General features: G+C 43.5%; 18 protein-coding genes and 1 pseudogene. 12 read left to right on the forward strand and 7 right to left on the reverse strand.

Annotated features, from left to right (window positions below; all coding sequences use genetic code 11):
- Positions 1–37 precede the first annotated feature (37 nt).
- The 5 genes from DEM91_RS01855 to DEM91_RS01875 are packed head-to-tail and all read left to right on the forward strand — an operon-like array spanning position 38 to position 5853.
- The gene (locus tag DEM91_RS01855) at positions 38–1285 is read left to right on the forward strand and encodes a TolC family protein (RefSeq protein WP_249857741.1); all 1248 of its coding nucleotides are present in this window, start codon (positions 38–40) and stop codon (positions 1283–1285) included.
- Position 1286: 1 nt separating this feature from the next.
- Positions 1287–2180, forward strand: coding sequence for an HlyD family secretion protein (locus DEM91_RS01860; RefSeq protein WP_195253030.1), 894 nt, complete (start codon positions 1287–1289; stop codon positions 2178–2180).
- Between the two features lie 5 nt (positions 2181–2185).
- A complete protein-coding gene (locus DEM91_RS01865; protein ID WP_249857760.1) occupies positions 2186–3655 on the forward strand; it encodes an ATP-binding cassette domain-containing protein in 1470 nt (489 codons plus the stop codon).
- An 18-nt stretch (positions 3656–3673) separates the two neighbouring features.
- Positions 3674–4768, forward strand: coding sequence for an ABC transporter permease (locus DEM91_RS01870; protein ID WP_249857743.1), 1095 nt, complete (start codon positions 3674–3676; stop codon positions 4766–4768).
- Entirely contained in the window at positions 4765–5853 is a 1089-nt protein-coding gene (locus DEM91_RS01875; protein WP_195253027.1) for an ABC transporter permease, read from the forward strand. Before DEM91_RS01870 ends, DEM91_RS01875 begins: the two co-directional genes overlap by 4 nt.
- 131 nt (positions 5854–5984) lie before the next feature.
- Here DEM91_RS01875 and nadC read toward each other — a convergent pair whose 3' ends face one another.
- The 6 genes and pseudogenes from nadC to DEM91_RS01910 form a co-directional block, all read right to left on the reverse strand.
- Positions 5985–6860, reverse strand: coding sequence for a carboxylating nicotinate-nucleotide diphosphorylase (gene nadC / locus DEM91_RS01880; protein WP_036930125.1), 876 nt, complete (start codon positions 6858–6860; stop codon positions 5985–5987).
- Positions 6861–6892: 32 nt separating this feature from the next.
- On the reverse strand, positions 6893–7885 hold the full coding sequence (nadA, locus tag DEM91_RS01885) for a quinolinate synthase NadA (RefSeq protein WP_103003894.1): 993 nt from the start codon (positions 7883–7885) through the stop codon (positions 6893–6895).
- Positions 7886–7973: 88 nt separating this feature from the next.
- Complete coding sequence (nadB, locus tag DEM91_RS01890) at positions 7974–9560, reverse strand: L-aspartate oxidase (RefSeq protein WP_249857745.1); 1587 nt, start codon at positions 9558–9560, stop codon at positions 7974–7976.
- Between the two features lie 121 nt (positions 9561–9681).
- Entirely contained in the window at positions 9682–11154 is a 1473-nt protein-coding gene (locus tag DEM91_RS01895) for an SLC13 family permease (protein WP_249857747.1), read from the reverse strand.
- Between the two features lie 140 nt (positions 11155–11294).
- Positions 11295–12188 (reverse strand): annotated as a pseudogene (locus DEM91_RS12605) (IS982 family transposase).
- Between the two features lie 128 nt (positions 12189–12316).
- Entirely contained in the window at positions 12317–12625 is a 309-nt protein-coding gene (locus DEM91_RS01910; protein WP_249857751.1) for a hypothetical protein, read from the reverse strand.
- A gap of 380 nt (positions 12626–13005) precedes the next feature.
- Here DEM91_RS01910 and tnpA point away from each other — a divergent pair, with 380 nt between their 5' ends.
- The 7 genes from tnpA to DEM91_RS01945 all read left to right on the forward strand — a co-directional run bounded on the left by tnpA (position 13006) and on the right by DEM91_RS01945 (position 20789).
- Positions 13006–13941, forward strand: coding sequence for a transposon Tn4555 protein TnpA (gene tnpA, locus DEM91_RS01915; RefSeq protein WP_004292844.1), 936 nt, complete (start codon positions 13006–13008; stop codon positions 13939–13941).
- A gap of 141 nt (positions 13942–14082) precedes the next feature.
- On the forward strand, positions 14083–15201 hold the full coding sequence (locus DEM91_RS01920; RefSeq protein WP_004338318.1) for a tyrosine-type recombinase/integrase: 1119 nt from the start codon (positions 14083–14085) through the stop codon (positions 15199–15201).
- 247 nt (positions 15202–15448) lie between these two features.
- Positions 15449–16306, forward strand: coding sequence for a transposon Tn4555 protein TnpC (gene tnpC / locus DEM91_RS01925; protein ID WP_004339687.1), 858 nt, complete (start codon positions 15449–15451; stop codon positions 16304–16306).
- Positions 16307–16505: 199 nt separating this feature from the next.
- Complete coding sequence (locus tag DEM91_RS01930; RefSeq protein ID WP_004338328.1) at positions 16506–16880, forward strand: excisionase family DNA-binding protein; 375 nt, start codon at positions 16506–16508, stop codon at positions 16878–16880.
- A gap of 5 nt (positions 16881–16885) precedes the next feature.
- Positions 16886–17983, forward strand: a complete 1098-nt coding sequence (locus DEM91_RS01935; protein ID WP_249857753.1) for an AAA family ATPase — start codon at positions 16886–16888, stop codon at positions 17981–17983.
- A gap of 3 nt (positions 17984–17986) precedes the next feature.
- Positions 17987–19102, forward strand: a complete 1116-nt coding sequence (locus tag DEM91_RS01940) for a DUF6371 domain-containing protein (protein ID WP_004292742.1) — start codon at positions 17987–17989, stop codon at positions 19100–19102.
- Positions 19103–19385: 283 nt separating this feature from the next.
- Complete coding sequence (locus DEM91_RS01945) at positions 19386–20789, forward strand: mobilization protein (RefSeq protein ID WP_249857754.1); 1404 nt, start codon at positions 19386–19388, stop codon at positions 20787–20789.
- A gap of 92 nt (positions 20790–20881) precedes the next feature.
- Here the strand turns inward: DEM91_RS01945 and DEM91_RS01950 are convergent, their stop codons facing one another.
- Positions 20882–21847: an extended-spectrum class A beta-lactamase CfxA3 gene (locus tag DEM91_RS01950; protein WP_004348227.1), complete on the reverse strand. Its 966-nt coding sequence runs from the start codon at positions 21845–21847 to the stop codon at positions 20882–20884.
- Positions 21848–22046 lie beyond the last annotated feature (199 nt).

The following is a 22046-nucleotide window of genomic DNA, read 5'->3' on the forward strand; positions in this document are numbered from 1 at the left end:
ATTTTTATATTTTTGCAAATAGTAAAATACATGCTGTATGAAGCGAAAAATATTTTTATTTCTTTTATCTCTTATATCCTTAGAGGGTTTTGCGCAGCTTACGCTGGAGCGTTGTCATGAGTTGGCACGCGGCCAATATCCATTGATTAAGCAGTACGACTTGATTAATCAGAGCAAGCAATATACACTTGCTAATGCACTGTTGGCTTATGTTCCAGAAGTAAAATTCAGTTTTAGTGCCAATGGTTTTACCGATCCTATCAGCTCATCGCCCAAGACTGATGCTATGGGGATGGGAGATATGAAGAATTACCTGCTGAATGGAAGTATTCAAATCAACCAATTGATTTATGACGGAGGTGCTATTTCAGCACAAAGAAAACTCATAAAGGCTCAAGCAGAAGCAGATAAGAAACAATTGGATGTGCGCTTGTACGAAATTAACCAGCGTGTCAATCAATTGTATTTTGGCATTTTGATGATAGATGAACAAAGCAAGCAGTTGAAGTTGTTGCAAAACGATTTGGCTTTAAGTTTGAATACGGTTCAGTCCTTGATGAATGGAGGTCTTGCTAATCAGTCGGATGTGGATGCTGTAAAGGTAGAACAGTTGCGGGCAGCTCAACAGGAAAGTAGCTTGCGCACATCTCGGAAATCCTATATCCAGATGCTTGGTTTGTTTATTGGTAAAGCTCTTGATGAGAAAACGACATTGGATAAGCCCACCCCACTACCTCTTTTCAAACCTCAAGATGTGCAACGTCCTGAGCTGTCTTATTTTGCGGCACAACAAAACTTGCTCGAAACACAGCGAAAGTCGTTGACTGCTCGTCTCTTACCTCAATTGAGTGCTTTTGCGATGGGCATGTATCACAACAAAGTGTTGGATATGATGAAACCGGCAATGTTGGCTGGAGGTATTACGCTCTCTTGGAAAATCTCTCCCTTCTATACGCGTAAGAATGATTTGAGAAGCATAGAGACCAAGAAGTCTATGATTGATCAAGAGCGTGAAACCTTCTTATTCAATATTCATCTACAAAATGAAAAGGAGCAAAGTGTTGTCGAAGATTTGCGTGAAAAACTCAAACAAGATAATGAAATCATCCGTTTGCGCGAAAATATTCATAGCGTATCCGTCACAAAGGTTCAAAACGGCATTCAAACCATCAATGAAATGTTGCGTGATGTGAATGCTGTCAATGAGGCACGTCAGCAAAAAAGCATCCATGAAATCCAACTCTTAGAGGCTATGTATCAGCTCAAAAACATCAATAACAATTAATATGAAAAAGATAGGCTTAACCCTCTTCAGCATCGTGGCACTCTTGTCTGGATGTTCTTCGAACGAACATCCATACGATGCGACAGGAATATTTGAAGCAACTGAGATTATCGTGTTCGCTGAACAAAATGGCAAATTACTCTTTTTGAATGTTCAGGAAGGGACGATGGTGGAAGCGAATCAGCAAGTAGGATTGATAGATACAGTTCAGTTGGCATTGAAAGCTCGACAAGTAGGGGCAACTACGGCATCTATAGCTAATCAGAAACCAAATGTCAACAAGCAGATTGCAGCGCTACAGCAACAATTACAAACTGCGGAAAAAGAGCAAAAACGTTTCGAAGAGTTAGTGAACAGTGGTGCTGCAAATCGTAAACAACTCGATGATGCCACATCGGCTGTAAATGTGTTGAGGCGACAAATAGAGGCGCAAAGAACGGCATTGCACAGTGATAGACGTGCACTCAACTCCCAAATGAATGCCAACGATATCCAAAAACGTCAGATTTTAGACCAGTTAGCGAAGTGTCATATTACGTCACCCATTTCAGGAACCGTTTTGGAAAAGTATGCCGAGCAAGGTGAGTTCGCCTCCATAGGAAAACCATTGTTTAAGGTAGCTGATATGGATAATGTCATTCTTCGGGCTTACGTGACCAATCAACAGTTGCAGCAAGTGAAGATAGGACAGCAAGTCCAGGTCTTTAGCGATTACGGCAATGAGCAACGTGACACTTACCAAGGCAAGGTGGTGTGGATCTCACCTCGTTCTGAATTTACTCCTAAAACTATATTGACCGATGATGAGCGTGCCGATCAAGTGTATGCCGTCAAGGTAGCCGTAAAAAATGATGGCAGAATTAAGATTGGTATGTATGGAGGCATGAAGCTTTAATTGTGATGAACGCTATTGAAGTAAACCACGTCAGTAAACAATATGGTCGCGTCCAAGCGCTCGATGATGTTTCTATCAAGGTCAATCAAGGCGAAATCTTTGGTTTGATAGGTCCAGATGGAGCTGGCAAGACCTCACTTTTTCGTATCATGGCAACGCTCTTGTTGCCCGATGCGGGTACTGTGAGTATTGACGGTTGCGATGTGGTGCAACAATATAAAACCATTCGGCAGCGTGTGGGCTATATGCCAGGGAAATTTTCGCTGTATCAAGATTTAACCGTAGAAGAGAACTTAAAGTTCTTTGCTGACTTATTTGGTACTACAGTAGAAGAGGGATACGAAAGTGTCAAGGCAATTTATTCACAGATAGAGCCTTTTAAACATCGCAAGGCAGGTGCATTGTCGGGCGGAATGAAGCAAAAGTTGGCACTTTCGTGCGCCTTAATTCATCAACCTCGAGTGCTCTTCCTTGACGAACCCACAACAGGAGTAGACCCCGTATCGCGCAAAGAGTTGTGGGAGATGTTGAAAACGTTGAAACAAAGAAACATCACGATTGTAGCTGCTACGCCATATTTGGACGAAATTAAGTGTTGCGAACGTGTTGCCTTCTTAGATGAGGGGAAGGTGAGGGCAGTAGATACCGCCGAAAACATTCTCACCCAATTTGCCGATGTGTTCAATCCCAAAGGATTACAACACCAACAATCGACTGCTGATGCAGCAACTTCTGATATAGAAGAGGTGATAACAGTCAGCCATTTGGTCAAGGCTTTTGGGGATTTCCGTGCCGTTGATGACATCTCTTTCAGTGTTCGTCGTGGGGAAATCTTTGGTTTTTTAGGAGCGAATGGAGCTGGTAAGACAACCGCCATGCACATGTTAACGGGACTCAACAAACCCACCAGTGGTACAGGAACAGTGGCAGGGTATGATATACGGAAGCAATCTGAAGAAATCAAAAAGCACATTGGTTATATGAGTCAACGATTCTCGTTGTATGAGGATATGACTGTGGCACAGAACATCAAGCTTTTTGGAGGAATTTATGGAATGCCACCACAGCTCACCGAACGTAAGTTGGATGAGTTGTTGCAGCGATTAAATTTTACAACACATCGCAACTCATTGGTAGCCTCCTTACCATTGGGCTGGAAACAGAAGATTGCTTTTTCGGTAAGTATCTTCCACGAGCCCGAAGTTGTGTTTTTAGATGAGCCTACAGGTGGCGTAGATCCTGCAACACGGCGGCAGTTTTGGGAGTTGATATACGATGCTTCGGCAAGAGGAATCACCGTATTCGTCACCACTCATTATATGGATGAAGCAGAATACTGTGACCGAATATCCATCATGGTAGACGGAAAAATTCGTGCTATGGGTACTCCCAAAGAGTTAAAACAGACCTATCAACTTGAGAGTATGGACGAAGTGTTTACCCTTTTAGCGCGTGAAGCTACCCGCGGGGAATAACGTAATGGGAAAGACATCATGAATCAATTTATATCATTTGTTATCAAAGAGACCAAACACATTGTGCGTGATCGCCGCACAATGCTCATCTTGTTTGGTGTGCCTGTTGTAATGATGCTTATTTTTGGTTTTGCCATTACTACCGATGTTCGTAATGTAAAGGTGACCGTGGTTACGGCTGTGATGAATCCACGTATTCAGCAGGTTGTTCAACGCATTGATGCTTCAGAATATTTTGTGGTGACACAAACGGTGAGTAACACACAGGAAGCCAAACAACTCTTAGCCGATCATCAAGCAGACATGGCAATTGTGTTCTCAAATGATTTTGCCAATGAGCGATACAGTGAGCAAGCAAGTGTCCAGTTTTTGGTAGATTATACCGATCCAAACATGGCTGAACAGCGCGTTTCTTATATTCAGCAGATAATCATGGACGAGTTGCGTAGTCAGCAAACAGCTCAGCAACAAGCGATAGCCAACACCAAACTGCTCTATAATCCGCAGATGAAGAGTGCCTACAATTTTGTTCCAGGTATCATGGGAATGCTTTTGATGTTGATATGTGCAATGATGACCTCGGTGAGTATTGTACGTGAAAAGGAAAGAGGAACGATGGAAGTACTTTTGGTATCGCCAGTCAAGCCTTTGTATATTATGATAGCTAAGACGGTTCCATATTTTGTGCTTTCCATCTTTATTCTCATTAGTATTTTACTCATTTCAAAATTTATCCTGGCTGTACCCATAGAGGGTAGCGTCATCACCATTTTGGCAGTTTCACTGTTGTATATTGTTTTGGCATTGGCATTAGGTATGCTTATTAGTGTTGTATCCCAAACACAGGTGGTAGCCCTATTGATATCGGGAATGCTGCTAATTATGCCGAGTACCATGCTCTCTGGAATGATTTATCCCATTGAGAGTATGCCCACCGTTATTCAATATATCTCAACGATTGTTCCCACCCGTTGGTATGTGTCGGCTATCAAAAAAGTGATGATTATGGGCGTTGGAGTGGACATGATTTACGAGGAACTCATTATCATGTTAGGAATGACTTTATTGTTTTTAGGCATTGCCTTGAAAAAGTTTAAAATCAGGTTGTCATGACACTGCGTTATCTTATACAGAAAGAGTTTATCCAAATTCGGAACAATCCATTTATTCCGAAGCTCATCTTATTCTTTCCTATTGCCATTATGCTTATCTTTCCGTGGATAACCAATTTGGAAGTGAAGAATATCTACATCTCTGTGGTAGATAATGATCACAGCACCTTGTCTCAACGTTTAGTACAACGCTTGCAAGCTTCACCTTATTTTAAGTTTACGGGTACAGCTCCAACATATCCTATTGCCTTACAGCAGATTGAACGCAATGATGCTGATATAGTATTAGTCATTCCTCCCAACTACGAACGAAATCAGGTGATTGGAAATCCGCAGCCAGTTCTCATTGCAGCGAATGCCGTGAATGGGACAAAGGGCGGTATGGGTTCGTCTTATGTAGCCAACATCGTAAATCAAAATTTGCAGGACTTACAAATCAAGCCAATGAAGTCGCCCTTTTCAACTTTGGCTTTGTTCAATCCACATAAGAACTACAAACTTTTTATGATACCCGCTTTGATGACACTGGTGCTTATAATGCTTTGTGGATTCCTATTGGCTTTGAATATTGTGAGTGAGAAAGAGAAGGGAACGATTGAGCAAATGAATGTTACGCCTGTAAGTAAATTGCAATTCATCTTGTCCAAGATGATTCCTTATTGGTTCATCTCCATGTTTGTTCTTACGGTGTGTATTTTGTTAGCATGGATGGTTTACGGCATATATCCAGCTGGGAATATCGGTTTGATTTATCTCTTGTCCATGATGATGGCGCTGATATTTAGCGGAATCGGTCTGATTATCTCTAATTACAGTGATGCAATGCAAGAGGCCATGTTCGTGATGTTCTTCATTATTATGTTTGTCATGTTGCTCAGTGGCTTGTTTACTCCAGTGTCGAGTATGCCCGATTGGGCACGTAGCATGACTATCATCAACCCAGTTACCTATTATATTGACGGGATGCGAACCGTCTTTATTAGGGGAGGCAACTTTGCAGGGATAGCAGAAAATATGTTCATCTTAATGATTTTTGCCGTTGTTATAGATGTGTGGGCGGTGATAAGCTATAAAAAGATAAATTAGCGGCGGAAGAAGAGAAACTGTTGATGTGTTGAAAGGACACAATTCCTTTCAACAAAAACAGAAGCAATGAAGTAAAATAAATGTGGAGTAGGGAGCGTCAGCATTAAGCCTTTGTTGACGCTCCCATGTGCTTACACTTTCAGTTTGTTGCTACCTGCAGCCTTAAAACTCATGTCTAACACTTTGACACTGTGTGTTAAGGCTCCAAAAGAAATAAAGTCGACGCCAGCTTTTGCGTATGGTATCATGGTGTCGAAGGTAATGCCGCCACTCGATTCGGTTTCACATCTGCTGTTGACCATGGCTACCGCTTTGCGTGTATCTTCGGGCGAGAAGTTATCAAACATGATACGGTCGCATCCTTCTGTCAATGCTTCTTCCAGTTCTTGGAAGTCACGTACCTCACATTCTATTTTCATACCGTCTTTCCCGTGTTCTTTGATATACTGTTTGGCGCGTGAAATAGCATTGTGTACACCACCGCAAAAGTCAATGTGGTTATCTTTCAGCAGAATCATGTCAAACAATCCTATGCGATGATTCATACCGCCTCCAATTCTTACCGCTTCTTTTTCCAGCATTCGCATGCCTGGTGTGGTCTTGCGAGTGTCGAGCACGCGTGTTTTAGTGCCTGCATCGATAAGTGCTTGTTGGTACTTATGAGTCATGGTAGCAATTCCACTCATGCGCTGCAAGATATTGAGCATCAGTCGTTCTGTTTGTAACAAGCTTTGCTCTTTGCCTTTCACGCTCATTACGATGTCGCCCGGTTTCACTGGTGCACCGTCTTGAATATACACTTCAACGTTAAGTGTAGGGTCGAATTTGTGGAATATTTGTTTGGCTATTTCTACCCCTGCAAAGATACCTTCGTCTTTAATAAGTAGTTTACTTTCGCCCATAGCAGTGGCTGGGATACAGCACAACGTGGTGTGGTCACCGTCGCCAATATCTTCGCTGAACGCCAGTTCTATAAGTTTGTCATTAAGTTGATTTACAGATAGCATATTATCGTTTTTATTCTTTTGGTTTTTATCCTTTACAAGCCTAATTGCTTTGATATCTCTAACATCCTGTGGATGGGTTTAATGGCTTTTTTCGCAATCTCAGGTTCAACCTCAACGGTCGGCCATTCGTATTTCAGACAGTTGTACAGTTTGCGCATTGTGATGAGCTTCATATAGCTACATTCGTTGCAAGCGCAGGTACTGTCATCGGGTGGAGCGGGGATGAAAGTCTTTTGTGGTGCCGATTTCTGCATCTCGGTCAAGATGCCACTCTCGGTAGCCACGATAAATTCTTGTGCTTCATCGTGAATACTATAGTTGAGTAATGCCTTGGTACTGCCCACTTTGTCTGCCAATTTCACAACTGGTCCTTTGCATTCGGGGTGCACTAATATTTTTGCATTTGGATGTTGTGCTTTTAATTCGAGAATGCGCTCAACAGAAAACTTTTCGTGTACGTGACAAGCACCGTCCCAAACCAGCATGTCTCTACCCGTGAGTTTGTTGATATAGCTACCTAAATTGCGATCGGGTCCAAATATCATGGGTGTATCTTTGGGGAACGACTCGACAATTTGTCGTGCGTTGCTACTGGTAACTACCACATCGGTCAGTGCCTTGGTGGCTGCTGTGGTGTTGACATAGCTCACCACAGTGTGGTTGGGATGTGCCTTGACAAACTTTTCGAACGCATCGGCAGGACAGCTTTCTGCCAGCGAGCACGATGCATTGAGGTCAGGAATCAAGACCTTTTTATCGGGACATAGTATTTTGTTGGTTTCTCCCATAAAGTGTACACCACACATCACGATGATATCCGCATCGGTTGTGGCAGCTTTCTGTGCCAACGCCAAACTGTCTCCAATAAAGTCGGCTATGTCTTGCACACTTGCTTCTGTATAATAGTGTGCCATGATGAGTGCGTTCTTTTCTTTGCACATCTTCCTTATTTCAGCCTTGATGTCTGTTCCTTCTGGAATGGGTTCATCAATATAGCCCAGTTCTTGCCATTTCTTGTCTACCATTTCTTTTGTATTCTTATGTTTCAGAGGTACGTTTGCTCAACGGAGTACTCTGTGTTTTGTATTTATTGATGCTTGTTTTTACGCTTGCTTATCGGTCGTATGCGTGTTTGGGATAATCTACTGTGTAATGCAACCCGCGGCTCTCTTTGCGCTCAATTGCCTGACGTGTAATGAGATATCCCACATTAATCATATTGCGCAATTCGCAGATGTCGCGTGTAGCCGTCACGCTTTTGAATAGTTTTTCCGTCTCTTCGTACAGTAAGTCAAGTCTATCCCATGCACGTTTCAATCGCAAATCGCTTCGTACGATACCCACATAATTGCTCATGATTTCGCCCACCTCTCTGACACTTTGTGTAATCAAGATGCGCTCTTCGTTGGTCATGGTGCCTTCATCGTTCCATTCGGGTACGTTGGTGTTAAAAGAATAGTGGTCGATAACGCTGACAGAATGCTCGGCTGCTGCCTTTGCATATACTGCTGCTTCGATGAGTGAGTTGCTTGCTAAGCGGTTGCCGCCATGCAATCCTGTACATGAACATTCACCAACAGCGTATAATCGGTGAATAGAGCTTTCTCCATGAAGGTCGACTTTGATGCCTCCACACATATAATGCGCACTGGGACAAACGGGAATATATTGTTTGGTGATGTCTATACCGATGCTCAAACACTTTTCGTAAATATGTGGGAAATGTTTTTTGGTTTCTTCGGCATCTTTGTGTGTCACATCTAAGCACACGTGGTCTAAGCCATGAATCTTCATCTCACGGTCGATAGCGCGTGCCACGATATCACGTGGAGCCAATGACAAGCGTTCGTCATACTTCTGCATAAACTCTTCACCATTAGGAAGTCGCAGAATGGCACCATATCCTCGCATGGCTTCAGTAATCAGGTATGCAGGGTGTGTTTCTGCAGGATTGAAAAGAACCGTAGGGTGGAATTGTACAAACTCCATATCCTTCACCGTTCCTTTGGCTCTATATACCATGGCAATGCCGTCGCCTGTAGCAATAATGGGGTTAGAAGTCATGGCATACACCGCCCCTGTTCCGCCTGTAGCCATCAAAGTTACTTTGCTCAAGTAGGTGTCTATCTTGTTAGTATCGGGATTGAGGATATAAGCACCATAACATTCTATGTCTTGAGTTTTGCGTGTAACCGTTTGTCCCAAGTGATGTTGGGTGATAATTTCCACCGCATAATGGTTCTCTAACACTTTGATGTTTGGATGTTTCAGCACAGCAGCCATGAGTCCGCGTTGAATCTCAAAGCCTGTGTCGTCTTGGTGATGTAGGATGCGAAACTCGCAGTGTCCGCCTTCACGATGTAAGTCATACTCGCCATTTTGCTTTTTATCGAAGTTCACGCCCCAGTTGACTAACGATTGAATGGCCTTTGGTGCATTGCGAACTACCAGTTCAACGGCAGCACGGTCGGAGATGTAGTCGCCTGCAATCATGGTGTCATTGATATGTTTTTCGAAATTGTCAACGGCTAAGTTGGTAACGGAGGCAATTCCTCCTTGTGCCTTAGCGGTGTTGGCCTCATCAAGTGTTGTTTTACAAACGAGGGCTACTTTTCCTTTTCCGCTATTGGCAACGCTCAAGGCGTAGCTCATGCCCGCAATTCCGCCTCCAATAATCAGAAAATCATATTCGTGTACCATAAATTATTTGTCTAATGCTTCTTTTATCAATTGCAAAGATAACGAAAAATAACGAGATATGGCAAACTAAATCTTATTAGTTTGCCATATCTCTTAATGGTTTTAGTTGATTTGTAAATGCTTATAGGAAATGACTTCCACCAATGAAGAAGAGAACGAAGTACCCAAGTATCATACTAATGATACCTACGGTTAGTCCAATCTTCAACATGTCGTTCTGTTTTACCAAACCTGTAGAATAGGCGATAGCATTTGGAGGTGTTGAAATAGGGAGACACATTGCTGACGATGCAGCAATAGCAATACCAATTAAAATAGTTGCTGTACCACCAATAGTGTTCAGTGTGTCACCCATGCCAGAGCAAACTACAGCTAAAATTGGCACTAAAAGAGCGGCTGTTGCTGTGTTTGAAATAAAGTTAGACAAGAAGTAACAAATCAGTCCAGAAAGCATCAAGATGATGATTGGGCTAAATTGGTGGAATGGGATACTCTCAATGGCGCAGTCGGCGAGTCCAGAACCGTTCATACCTAAGCCCAAAGCAAAACCACCAGCAACCATCCAAATGACACTCCAGTTAATGGCTTGTAAATCTTTACCCGTGATGACACCTGTAACAGCAAAGATACCCATAGGAACCATTGCCACGGTATTGGAGTCGATGCCTGTAATATCTCGTGGAATGAGCCAAAGCAAGATGGTTAGAATAAATGTAGCACACACTACCCACATGCGCCATCCATGAGAGATGTGTCCTTTGATTTCTAACTCAATGGTCTTCTGTGTGAATGGGAAAAAATTAAGAATAATGCGCCATGAGATTAAGAGTAACACGATTACTAATGGAAACATGAACGCCATCCATTCTCCAAAGTCAATTCCTAAGTTCAGTCCATCGGGATTGTTGAGCGCCTGTAATGCAATTGCATTAGGAGGAGTACCGATGGGGGTTGCCATACCGCCAAGGTTGGCAGCAACAGGAATACTAAGCGTCAGTGCTATACGACCCTTACCTGAAGCAGGGAGAGCTGCAAATACAGGGGTGAGGAAAGTCAACATCATGGCTGCGGTAGCGGTATTGCTGACAAACATAGAGAAAACGCCAGTGATAAGTAAGAAGCCTAACAAGACATTTTCGCTCTTTTTTCCAAAAGGTTTTATCAGATTCTTTGCTAATAATACATCTAATCCTGATTTCGTAGCAGCGATTGCCAAGATAAAACCACCCAAGAAAAGCATAATAACAGGGTTGGCAAAGGTTGCCATGATTTCTTTTGATTTGAGTAATGTACCAAAAACATCGTTTTCTTCTCCTTTGAAGAAAGCCAAACTATTATTGGAAACGGTGAGACACATAACAGTAATGATAGCTAAAGATGTGGCCCAAGATGGAATAGCTTCTGTAATCCACGATAAAGTGGCGAAAACAAAAATGGCGATGATACGCTGTTGGACGATGGTAAGCCCTTCAATTCCAAAAATGTCGGTTGGTAGATTCCAAACAATGGCGGTCAATATCACAATGCAGATGAATTCAATGAGATTCTTCTTTCGCAACTGACCGCCAAGAATATTAGCATTTTCTTGTTCCATGGTTGTATAAGATTTAAGTTAGTATAATAAGGCAAAGATAAAATAATTTTTGTTTCAAACAAAAGAATTAACATAAAAATGGCGGTTGGAAATGCAGCTCTTTTATTTAAGAGAAATAATTTAACGTGAGTTCGACGAATTTAGAACAGAGCAAGCTGTGTGTCAATAGTCCTTTGTACATTGATACACGGCTTTTTGGGGAACAGGCAATAGGCTGCCATAGCGCCTAATAAATTGACGATGAAATTGTCAAAGCATCTATGTCTGTTGCGCGATATTCTTAAGCTCGTCATTCACAGTTTCTTAAATAATTCTTTTTCTGAGTAAGAGTTTGTCAGAAGCGCTCATCAAAGCTCCTTTCATGTTGCTTTTCAGCTTGGTAATAAGTTGTATTCCATCTACGAACAGCCTTTGGAGAGATTCTTACTGATGTATCCCTTGTCGCCGACCAGCTTGCCATATATGAAATCTACAAAAGCTTTGTATTCCAACGGCTTACGGTCATCAACATCTTCCGGTGTTATCATAAAGTTGAGAAGCTCTCCTTTCTCATTGCAAATCAAATGCAATTTGAAACCGAAGAACCAATCCATGGAGCATTTTCGTCTTTGAGATATACCTTTGAAAACCTTATGAATATGTATTCTTTGGTTCTTGCAGACACGCAGTGGTGTGTTGTCAACAAAACTTATGCCCGTGCATTTTCCTAACAAGACTTTCTTGATAAACAAAGCGAGTGGAATGACAACCTCCCTTTCCAATTCTACTATACGGTTGTATGAGACAACTTTAGGAAACAAATGACGCAGATGCTTACACACTTTTTCAAGATAGAAATGTTTAAAGCAACGATAACCAGAGTCGTGAAAAAGAATCATTATTAGCATGACTTCTGCCTTTGACATCGTGGAATCTCGATGATACTTTCTTTTTTTCAGTAGGCTTTAGCGTATATTTTGCCACCATTGCATCAAAAAACTTGCGAAATCATCTGCCATACAAAATATTTCAGTAACTTTGTCCTTGGTGATCATAGCTATTTTTGTTTGTAATTATTTGTAACTCAATAGCTTAAAGTTATAACAAATTTCGCTAATCACCAAATTTATAGGCACTTATAATTCGTCGAAGTCACGTTATTTTAATTAAACACGATATTCGTTTACTTCGCAGTCGCATCGTTGGTTAATCCACTTACATTATCTTGATTATTAAGTTTGGTGGGACCATGGATGCTTTTCTTTCTGCCAATCGTAAAATTGTATCTAAAATTTATGGCAACTAGATTTTGGAAATTATTCCAAATCGTTTCTTCCTTAAAGTTCATCAAACTATTGTTGGAATAGATGGCAGATGGCTTGGGATTGTGAATATACTGCAATGCCACATATACATTGTTTTTGGAGTAAGATAGCTCACTAAAAACATAGGCCTTCTTCTTTTCCGTTACATCCCCCAATAGATCGGTCATAGAACTTCCTACGTTTCCTAATATGTATTTATAACCATAGAACAACCAAAACTAATCAGAAATATCCGAGTGTAAATCTTTAATTACCAGCATATTCTAAAATTTAACACTTTTCGGTTGCCATTTGTCGCTTCCCAAATTTCCACATATTTTTGAGACGTATTTCTGACGTGGAGAATTTGCGGGGCTTGTTTTTTGTCACACCGTGCAGACAGTTGACAAGGGTTTACAACCGTTTACGACAAGCGACAATAACCGCCCCGATATGCGGAAACAGTCACACTGTGTAGAAAAGCGACAATGGTTGACTTCCGTTCACATCCGTTTACCATTTCAGAGATATAGGATTGAAGAAATGAACCATTAAACGATAAAACGGTATGAAAGCAACCAGAAAATGCAGTTTTTGCGGCAAGTCCTTTGTAACCCGAAGCGGTATGCAAAGATATTGCAGTGAGGCTTGTCAGGCAGAAGCCAAACGAGCCAGAGTGATGCAGAAGAACAACCTCTTCAAAGTCGCCCAACCCTTGATGGAGATACAGCATCAGGAGTATCTCACCTTTTCCAAAGCAGCCATCCTCATGGGCTGTTCCCGACAGTACATTTACAAACTTGTAGCCATCGGCAAGCTGAAAGCCTCACGCATCAGCAACCGCATGGCATTCATCCGCAGAGCCGACATCGAGCAGATGTTGGAGGGCAATCCCTATCACCGCATCCTGCCCGGCAACACCTCCACACCAAGGAAATCATCTTCATCTTCCTTACCTGCCAAAAGAGAAAAAAGGGAAAAGGAAAGCGAAGAAGTGTTGGACTTCTATTCGGGCGAGGAGGTGATGTCCCTTTTTAAGGTAAAGCAGTCATGGCTTTACACTTCCGCCAAGCGTAACCATATCCCCATCTGCCGTATCGCAGGAAAGAACTATTACAGCAAGAAGCATATTGACGAGTTTTTCGGTGTGGCAGTTGATATTAGCGAAATTACCGACTGGCTACTGACCGAGGAGGTGGAGGAACTGTTCGGCATGAAGCCGACCGCACTCCGTGCCTACACCTATCGCCATAAGATACCCACTAAAAGAGAGTACGGGCGTACCTATTACTCCAAATCACATTTGAACGAACTCCGCAGAACTGACCTTGTGAACGATGAACGCTACTATACCGTTGAGCAGGTGCAGCAAATCTATGGTCTTTCGTCAGCCAACATCTGCCATATCGTCAAGGTGAAGCACATCGAAAAGATAAAGGTGGGTGTGAAAAACCTGCTTTTGCGCTCAGATGTGGAGCGTGTCATGGCTGAAAGGAACAAATAACCGTGAAAAATCGGGATTATCGAAAATTATTTCAAAATGATGTATCGTGGAGGTATTCACGGATATTTCACGTTGTTCCTTTGCCATCGGAAACATGGATACAACTCCAAAATGTATACAACCAATTAAAACATAATTATTATGAGTAAATGCAAAACAGTTACCTTGCGTAAGCGCAAGATTAAGAACGGGACACAGTATTCACTATGCCTTGACTACTATCCCGGCTACCGTGACAATGTCACCATGAGAGTGATTACACGTGAAGCCTTAGGAATTTACATCTTCGCCAAACCTGCAAACCAGCAGGAACGGGACTTCAACGCACGCATGATGAAGAAAGCGGTCATCCTGCGCAACCAGCGCTACGAAGCCATTTTCAATGAAAACAACGGCTTTTTTGACAAGACCAAGATGAAGGGCGATTTCCTTGCCTATTTCAAAGGACTGGCTGACCGCAAGAATATCAAGTGGCAGCACGTATACAAGCATTTCCAGCGGTTCGTGAACGGCAAATGCACCTTTGAGGAGGTGGATGTGGATTTGTGCCGCAAGTTCATGGAATACCTGCTTGATGCACCCCAATCCATCCACACCAACCAAAAGCTGCACATCAACTCCGCAGCAGGCTATTGGTCAACTTTCCGTGCCGTGCTGCACACCGCCTACCGTGACAGGAAGATAAAGGAGAACCCAAACGGCTTCTTAGACCGCATCGAGTGCATTCCCACCATCAGGGAGCATTTGAGCCAAGAGGAACTGATACGGCTTGCCGAAACACCCTGTGAGGAGGAGGTCTTGAAAAAAGCTTTTCTTTTCGCCTGTCTTACGGGACTGAGAAAGAGCGACATCAGACAGCTCACGTGGCAGCAGATACAACCATACACCAACGGCAGGATGTTCGTTACCACCCGTATGCAGAAAACCAAAGAAATAGTGCATAACCCCATCAGTGATGAAGCCTATGGACTGCTGGGAGAACGGGGCGAGGGACTTATCTTTGAGGATTTCAAGGACAAGATGCTGCAAGGACCACTCCAACGGTGGCTCACGGCAGCAGGGATAACCAAGAAAATCACCTTTCACTGTACCCGCCACAGCTTCGGAAGCCTGCACGTGGAAATGGGAACGGACATGGCTGTCATCCAAGCCTATCTCGGACATAAGAACATTACCACCACACAAATCTATTCCAAGATAGCAGCGCAGCAGATGTGTCAGGTGGTGGACAAGATAACCTTGAAGCGCAAGGAGGCATAAATGTCTCACATTGACAGGTATTCAGAGGGGCGGTTATGGCTACAAGGCTATAATCGCCCCTCTATGTTTTTGGCTTGATGCCACCATTTATAAGCCCCTCAGAGTATGAAACAGAGTATGATATGATGACATTTCGTGAAATACATTGAAAAAGACCGTTCTAACCGCAAATAACGGGCAGTAATTGGGAAAAATAGCATTAACTTTGCACAAAATAATACAGGAACATTCAATCTCTCAACGAAATATGGAATCATCAATCAAGGACAAATACATCATCTTGGGCTTTGTCGGCTTCGCCATCGTCCTAATATCTTCCATTGCCACGCTGGTAATAGCGGACAGCTTCAACCAAGACAACTTTGTCAGGTGGATAGTATTCGTATGCTGTAACCTGTTGGGATGGTTGCTCTATCTCTCCTTTCAGACACTTATCTTTGATACATACGAAATCTACAAAATCAAGTTCGGCAAGAAAGAAACGATTGCCGAAGCCATAGAGGTGCAGGAAGAACTGTCACAAAATACACTTGAAGAAGCCACATCTGTGCCTGGACCTACATCAGTCCCTGAGCCTGTACCCGAATCATCCCCGACAAAAGAAGAGACACTTATCCAAACACAACCGATAGAGCTTACTATCGCCCCGGATCTTCACGAAAAGAACCGTGCCAATTACGCAAGCAGAGAGCAACGGGAAAAGGAAGAGCGCATCCGCATGGTCATGGAGTATTGCCATTATTACCTGCCTCGCATTGCCGACCAAGAAACCGTGAACCACATCTGTACTGAGGTGGACAAATGGATGAATCTTAACACTTATACCCCGAAGCCCATACAAAGACCGTTTACCAAAGACATCAACAACATTCCACTCCGTCACTTCGTATGGAATATCTCTGAGCGTTTCCTGTACAAGAGATACTACAATGGGGATAACCGTGCCAAGTTCATCAAAGCCCTTTTCCCGAAATCGTTTGCTGATACAGACTTATCAACCATCAAGAATTTCAAGGTAGAGCCGTTAAAGACGGAAATTCCCATTGATGAACCCGAAAACGGCAAACTTGATTTCCACTATCCCGAGGATTATGTGCGGAATTAGGATAATCACGACACCAACGACAACCATCCGGTAACTCATAACCGCCTGTTTTACATCGTTTCCCGAGTAATTTTACCCGTCATTTATGGCTGGGCTTAATTATTCGGGAATTATTTTGCAATGACGTGTCGTGGAGATATTCACGGATATATCATTTCAGTCCTTTGCGCCAAGTCTTACAAAAGAGACGAGTACGCGAATGGAAAAATCAATTCTTACCTTCAACGACCTCCCCGAGGTTGTCGCTCAGCTTCGAGACGAAGTGATGAGCCTGAAAAGCCTGCTCGCCGAGCAGCGCAGTGTGAACAATGCCAAAACGGTGGACACCCACGTGCCCATGTCTGTGGACGAGGCAGCAGAGTATTTAGGTATCCCTAAGGGTACGCTCTACATGAAACTGTCAGAAGGGACAATCCCTGCCACCAAGCCCGGCAAACGCTATTGCCTTTACCGTGACGAACTGGACAAGTGGCTGGAAACCGCCCGAAAGAATCCCATACCGTTGTCAGACGAGGAACTGAACAAGTCCTTATCCTCTTCCCACCGTCGCAAGCCCAACCCACGTAACTGGTGAATGATATGGAAGAGGATAAGAACTATATCAACCTGATACGTGGCGACCTCACAAAAGCATCCCAAGCGCATAACGGTATGCCCGACAGTGTAGGCATGATGAATATCAAGACGGCAAACCAAACCATTCTTGAAGCATCGTTATTGCCTACGCCCCGTGCGCTGTGGGACAGCTTTTGGTACGAGGGGGAACTCTCCTGCTTGTTTGCCGATTCCAACGTGGGCAAGTCCATCCTTGCCGTGCAGATAGCCGACCGCATCGCCCGAACCGACAATGTGCTGTATCTGGACTTTGAACTGTCCGAAAAGCAGTTCCAGCTCCGCTATACCAACGAGCATGGAGAGCTCTACACCTTTCCCGACAAAATCTATCGGGTGTCTATTGACTGCAACCAGCTTTTGGATGCCAACTTTGAGGAAGCTATCATAGGCGGCATTGAACAGATGGCTGTGCAGACCGACTGCAAGATTTTCATCATTGACAATCTTACCTACCTGTGTTGCGCCATGGAGAAAGGCGATGCCGCAGGACGGCTGATGATTCAGCTGAACAATCTCAAAAAGAGATATGCGCTCTCTATCCTTGTCCTGGCACATACGCCCAAACGCTCTTTGGATTGTCCCATCACATCCAACGACCTTGCCGGAAGCAAACGGCTCTACAATTTCTTTGACAGCGTGTTCACCATTGGAAAAAGTGCCCAAGACGGAGGGCTTCGCTATGTGAAGCAGCTTAAAGTGTGCTATGGCACGTTCTCTCATGATGCGGATAATGTAATCGTTTACGAGATTGACAAGGTGGATGCTTTCTTGCAGTTCGTGTTCAGGGGCTATTCCACGGAAAAGGAACACTTGAAAAAATTGGGCGACAATGAATCAAGCCAAAGGGATTGCCAAATTCTGCAACTCTCCCAATCGGGCAAGTCCGTCAGGGAGATAGCCTCACAGGTGAATTGTGGCAAGTCCACCGTAAACCGTATCATCCAGCGCAGCAAAGAGAGTAAAAACGCAGGTGTCCCAAGTGTCCCACTGTCCCAACCCTTAGAGTGTGGGACAATGGGACAGGATGGGACAGCCGACAATCAACCATCAAAAACGGACTAAGCTATGGGCAATTATTCATTACAGAAGTATAAAGGAACGGCAACACGGCATACCTGCCCCAAATGCGGAGACAGGCATTCTTTCGTCTATTACGTGGACGAAAATAATGTGCCGTTGCATCCATCGGTCGGCAGATGTAACCACGAAAGCGGTTGTGGGTATCACTACACTCCGAAAGAGTATTTTCAAGAGCATCCTGAACACAGAACTACCAATGATTTCTCTTTTGACAGGCAAAGAGCAGAGCAGAAGAAAGTGAAGCAGCAAAGTAAGCCGACAGCCATCGGCTATATTCCCCCTCACTATGTGGAGAAGTCGCAAAGCGAGCGTAGCAATTTCTTCCGTTTCCTCTTCACACTCCTTACTTCCTACTATGGCGACAAGGCGAAAGAGGTGTTGAAGCGGTTGTTGGAGGAATACCGTTTGGGGGCTACCCGTGACGGCTCTGTTATCTTTTGGCAGATAGACAGGACGGGCAAGGTACGCACGGGAAAGGTGATGCAGTACAATCCCGAAGACGGACACCGTATCAAGGGAGGACAGACATCGGCAGTGAACTGGATACACAGCATATTGAAAAAGCAGCGTGTGTTGGCAGAGGATTGGCAACTATCCCAATGCCTTTTCGGGGAACACTTGTTGAAAACGCATCCCGACAAGGTGGTGGTCTTGGTGGAATCCGAGAAGAGTGCCGTTATCGGTTCTGCTATCTTCCCCGATTATGTATGGCTGGCTACGGGTGGTAAGAGTCAGATGAGAGAAGAGAAACTCCGTGTACTGTCAGGGAGAACCGTGCTTCTCTTTCCCGATGCCGATGCTTATGCCGAGTGGAAACAGCGAGCCGAGAGCATGTACTTTTGTAAGGTGGTGGTTTCGGACATCATCGAAAGGAATGCCACCCCGAAACAAAAAGAAGCCCATATCGACATAGCCGATTGGATTATCTTTCAGATACGGGAGGGCAAGGTGATGAGTACAGCCAACCACTTGGTCGAGGCTGAGAGAATCCTCCAGCGGATGATAGAGAAGAATCCCGTCCTGCAAAAACTGATAGACGATTTAGACCTTGTGCTGGTCGGTGCATCTCCAATCGGCAACGATGATGAAAAACCTCCCTGACGGAGGAGAGCGGAAGCCGTAGGCTGGAGTTTGCAGACAATGGCTTGCCATTGATATAGCCCACTATAACTACACGCTCCGCTTACGTAGTTGTGGGCTCTCCCGAGGGGATTAGGGTTTTACCCTAATGACCCACTCAGGGCGTTTCTCCCCTGAGAACCCAGAGCAAAGAGTGACCCTCTCTTTGCAATCTCCGCTTATGGGTTGCACCCCTAAGAACCCCATGCGTTTACGGACAGCGGAAAAGCAAACAATAAAGTACAAACCCAAAAAACAAGTATCTATGGCAACAAAATCAAGCATACATATCAAGCCCTGCAATATCGCATCGAGTGAGGCTCACAACAGGAGGACTGCCGAATACATGCGCCACATCGGAGAGTCCAGAACCTATGTGGTTCCAGAACTCTCCACCGATAATGAGCAGTGGATAAATCCCGACTTCGGCAGTCCGGATTTGCGGATGCATTATGACAATATCAGACAGATGGTAAAGGAAAAGACCGGACGTGCCATGCAGGAAAAGGAGCGTGAACGCAAAGGCAAGAACGGTAAAATAGTCAAGATTGCGGGATGCTCCCCCATACGTGAAGGAGTGCTGCTTGTCAGGTCGGACACCACACTGGCAGACGTGCGTAAATTCGGTGAGGAGTGTCAAAGACGCTGGGGAATCACACCGCTGCAAATCTTCCTGCACAAGGATGAAGGGCATTGGCTGAACGGTCAGCCGGAAGCGGAAGACAGGGAAAGCTTCAAAGTCGGGGACAGATGGTTCAAGCCGAACTATCATGCCCATATCGTTTTCGACTGGATGAACCACGAAACAGGAAAGAGCCGAAAGCTCAATGACGATGACATGATGCAGATGCAGATCCTTGCATCCGACATCCTGCTGATGGAACGCGGGCAGTCAAAGGCTGTCACTGGTAAGGAGCATCTGGAACGGAACGACTTTATCATTGAGAAGCAGAAAGCTGAACTGCAACGCATGGATGCAGCCAAACGGCACAAAGAAGAACAGATAAATCTTGCCGAGCAGGAACTGAAACAGGTGAAATCAGAAATACGCACTGACAAGTTAAAGAAGACAGCCACCACGGCAGCGACAGCCATAACTAGTGGAGTTGCTTCTCTTTTCGGGAGTGGAAAACTGAAAGAACTGGAACGTGCCAACGAAAAACTGCAAGACGAGGTTTCAAAACGGAACACCAATATTGAAAAATTGCAGAGCCAAGTACAGCAGATGCAGAAACAGCATGATACGCAAATCCACAATCTCAGAGAAATGCACAGGCAGGAACTTGACATGAAAGAAAAAGAACTGTCACGGCTCGCCAGAATCATAGACAAGGCTTTCAGGTGGTTTCCGATGTTCAGGGAAATGCTGCGCATGGAAAAGTTTTGTGCCATGCTGGGATTCTCTAAAGAAATGACTGAAAGTCTTATAGTCAAAAAAGAAGCCCTGAAATGTAGCGGTAAAATCTATTCCGAGCAACACAGGCGGAACTTTGATATAAAGGATGATATTTTAAGGGTGGAAAATGACCCTGACGATGAAAGCAGGCTGAACCTGACAATAAACAGGAAGCCGATTGCCGACTGGTTCAGGGAGCAATGGCACAGGCTTAGATATGGAGCAAGAGTGCCGCAACAGGAAGAAAGAAAAAGTAGAGGATTCAAATTATAATAGAAGCAATTTGATTAGTAATCTAAAAGCACTCCGATAACGATTAGAGTGCTTTTAGATTGTTTATCATTAATTATCAAAGCAAGTGCAGTTTAAGATTTTACTGAAGTTTGCATTAATAAAGAATATACTACAGCTGATATATGCGCAACATATTGTGACGCTTGTGATTCATTTCCCTTGAAATCCTTAACAAATACCGCTAAGGTATAACTGATATTATTAGGCAGACATATATAGGCAACATCATTGTGAGCTGCAAGAACACCATTTTCATTAACATCACCTGAACCTGTCTTATGCGCTATAACAACCCCTTCTTTATCAAGAAGTGGAGCTGCTATCCTATCTACACCTGTTTTGCATTCTTTTAACGTATTCTTAATGAAACTTTGTTTCTCATCATCGATAAGACCTTCAGTAAACAAACGATTCATCAACATTGCAGCACCAAGAGGAGATGTATAGTTAGAGTAAGCCTTGTTATGGTCAGCCGACATTTCCTCTTCCGTATAAGCTATCTGAAAACTTGAACGAGGAATGAGTGTGGCTATAAAACTATCTGTTTGAGCGACATTAACCATATCCTTAAACATAAGGTTGCTTGCATTGTTGTCACTCTGAGTAAGAGTATAACGCAGCAAATCTCTCACTGTCAATGATATGACTGGCCCTGAATAATCTTTCAGCATAGGACTCCAAGTCTTTGGGTCAAGTTTATCCCTATTTATATTTACTAAGGTATCAAGTGAAATTCCTTTATTGTCAAAGTCATTACAAAGAGCTAATGCCTGATGAACCTTAAACACACTCATCATAGGATAAACACTCTTATTATTGACCTTAACCGTATCTCTGTTATTAACAATAACCGCCACACCAATTTCGCCAGGACAAGCTGAGACAATTTGAGAAATGCTATCAGTCAAAACATTTGTTAAAGGAGGATTTGCGCTATCTTTTGTCGCTGATTTATGGAACAATGAAAATACCAAGATGAAAATGCAAACTAAAGCTATACTCAAAACTACGATTTGTTTTTTTCTGTTTTTTTCCATGTTTATATTATTTATATTTGTTTGACGAGAATATCTTTATTTGCCGACAAAGGTACATAACTTCTATGTTGCTTTCCAAATAATTGGAAAATATTTGTAATTTATTAACTGTTCATTATCATTCACTTAGCGTGAAGTTTATTAGTACGATGACTTTAGAAGAAGCAACAGCCACCAGCCCGGCATGGGAACACCGGGT

The organism is Prevotella sp. TCVGH, from assembly GCF_023522295.1.
Lineage (GTDB): Bacteria > Bacteroidota > Bacteroidia > Bacteroidales > Bacteroidaceae > Prevotella > Prevotella timonensis.